Here is a 2,544-nt window from a genome sequence, read left to right as displayed (position 1 = left end):
CGTCGATCTCCTTCGCGCCGAGCTCCTTGCAGATCTGCGCGATCGAAATTTTAGGATTTTGCGCGAACAGCGCCTCGATTCTCTCTTTCATTTTCATCCTTTCTGAAATAAAATTTTGAGCGCCATTATAATATAAAAATTCTAAGTTACAGATAACGGCAATCAATTAAACAAGGTTTTAAAACTTATTTTGCGGGATCGCGATAGTCGCGCACGAGGTAGGGCGGATGCGTAGAGCTTTGGCGTAGGATCGCAGATTTTAATACACATCAATCACACGCAAAATTTTCATGCTTAGAATTGCAGATCATTTATGTGAATCGCGCGCGGTAAAAGCAGGTCAGGGTTACTTTAAATTTAAACTCTAATCCATAAAATTTCGCCACGCCACGCGGTGTAGCTTAAAAATACTGCGCCGCCGCATGACGCGACCCAAAATAACCTCACCGATACTCGCGATCTTTGCTCTAAAATTCGTCAAAGAGCGCGAGCAGCAGCTGAAATTAAAATTTGCCTTTAAATTTAAAGCCTTTAAACCTGCGCAAAGGCGCGAGGGCGCAAGAGCCGCAAGGGCGTGCTGGGCATTGCGTTTTACGGGCAACATTTTCATAAATTTAAAAGCACCCAGCGGCGCAAGCCCTACTCGAATTCTATCTTTTTTAGATAATCGTATAAATTTAGCACAGCGATAAATAGCGTTAAAATCGCGGGTCCCAAGATCACGCCCCAGAACCCGAACGTGCTGATGCCCGAAAGCATCGAGAAGAAGATCAGCATCTCGTTGATGTTTGCGGGGTTTTCGACTAGGCGCGAGTTGATAAATTTTATCACGAGCGGCTTTACGAAGCTGTCCGCGAGCGTCGAGATCAGTATCACGCAATACGCCATTATCACGATCGCGCCCGAGGTGCTACCCCCCGCTAGCACGTATAGCGCGGTGGGCACATAGATGAGCGCGCCGCCGACTGCGGGGATGAGCGAACAGAAGGCGAAAAGCACCCCCATCAGCAGCGCGTCAAAGCCGAAGATCCCCGCGATGATCGAAAACAAAAAGCCCTGCAATACGGCGTTGAAGATGGTCGAGTAAAACACGACGCTCATCGTATTTGCCGTCTCGGAAAAGATATAATCGATCTGCGAGGGCTCTACGGGTAGAATTTTTTTAAAAAAGCGCTTGAAGTTCTCGCCGTAGAGGTATGCAAAAAAGCAAAACACGATGATAAGCACCATATCGACGATAAATTTCGCGCTGGACTTTCCGACGACCGAGAGGTAGGAGATGATCTGCTTCGCCAGACCCGCGACGTCTAGGTTTGCTAAAAACGAACGAAACTGCGTATTAAATTTTTCAAAAGGCCCGGGCAGCTTGATGTCTAGGCTCTGAACGTAGCTAAGCGCGTCGTTTAGGCGCGTCATATCGAAGCTAGCGGCGTTTTTGGCGATCTCGATCACGGCGTAGATGAAAGGCACGAAAAAAAGCGCGCAGAGCAAAAACACGCTAAGTACCGAGGCCAGCGTGCGCCTGCCGCGGCACAGCTTCGTTACTTTAGCGTGCAGACCTGAGGTCGCCACCGCCATCAGCACGCCGATTACGATCACCATCAAAAACGGCGAGAACAGATAGATCACGCAGCAAAACATCAGCAAGGTTGCGCCGATAAAAAATATCTTGTTCGTCTTTGCGCGCCCGCTAGCCTTGGCAAGACCTGCTTTCACACCCACAGCAGCTCCCGAAGCGGCAGCGGCGCCTAGCGCGGAAGCATTAGCCGAGAAGGTTTCGTTGACTTCGGCAGCGTCGTTAAGCGCGGAAGCACCAGCAGATGAGGCCTTGTCGGTTTTGACCCGGTTTTCGCTTTGATTTTCAGCGGCTGTTTCGGTTTTGTTTTTGACGGTCGCTTTGGCTTCGGCGGCAGCTTCGATTTTGCCCTTAGCGTTATTTAAGGTCTGATTTTCAGTGAAATTTTGAGCCTCGCTTTTGGCGTTATTCTCGGCGTTGTTTTGAGCCACGTTTTCAGCCTGGTTTTCATTGCGGCTTGCGGCGTTATCTTTTGGCATCGGCAAATTTTATCCTTTTGAAATTTGATGAGCTATTTTATAAATTTTTTTATCAGATTTCGATTAAATTTTAAAATTTCATAAAATTTGCGAGCGATACTCTCACATTTCGCGCATGCGGCGTATGGCGTATCGTATATGTGCGATGCGAACCATACATATACGACTACACTTGAGCTATGCGATTGGTATGCAAGGGCGGGCGTTATGTATATTTAAGATGAGTGTGCAGTACATTTTTTGCGCCTACGTCACGCTTGAGCCCTGCGCACACCGCGGCAAGACCCCGTCTTGCGCCGAGCTTTTAGCGCAGCTCGGGCTATCGCGCGTGGTAATTGGCGCGCGCGATACGAACGCGCAGGCTGCAGGCGGCGCGGAAATTTTACGCCGCGGGGGCATAGAGGTGAAATTTGACGTCTGCTGTGCCGCGGCAGCGGAGCTTGCGGAGCCGTTTTATCTGGCGCGCGAGGGCGGCTTTTGCTTCATCAA

At 49.4% G+C, this 2,544-nt stretch carries 1 protein-coding gene and 1 pseudogene; one reads left to right on the top strand and one right to left on the bottom strand.

All coding sequences use genetic code 11. From position 1 onward, the window contains the following. Positions 1-639 precede the first annotated feature (639 nt). The gene (locus Q0620_RS01445; RefSeq protein WP_298782911.1) at positions 640-2,055 is read right to left on the bottom strand and encodes an AI-2E family transporter; all 1,416 of its coding nucleotides are present in this window, start codon (positions 2,053-2,055) and stop codon (positions 640-642) included. A 226-nt stretch (positions 2,056-2,281) separates the two neighbouring features. Here Q0620_RS01445 and Q0620_RS01440 point away from each other — a divergent pair. Beyond that, positions 2,282-2,544: pseudogene (locus Q0620_RS01440) on the top strand (riboflavin biosynthesis protein RibD); the annotation flags it as partial.

It is taken from the genome of uncultured Campylobacter sp. (genome assembly GCF_938017615.1).
Taxonomy (GTDB): domain Bacteria; phylum Campylobacterota; class Campylobacteria; order Campylobacterales; family Campylobacteraceae; genus Campylobacter_B.
The sequence above is the reverse complement of the archived record's forward strand: the minus strand, read 5'-3'. Positions and strand labels throughout refer to the sequence as shown.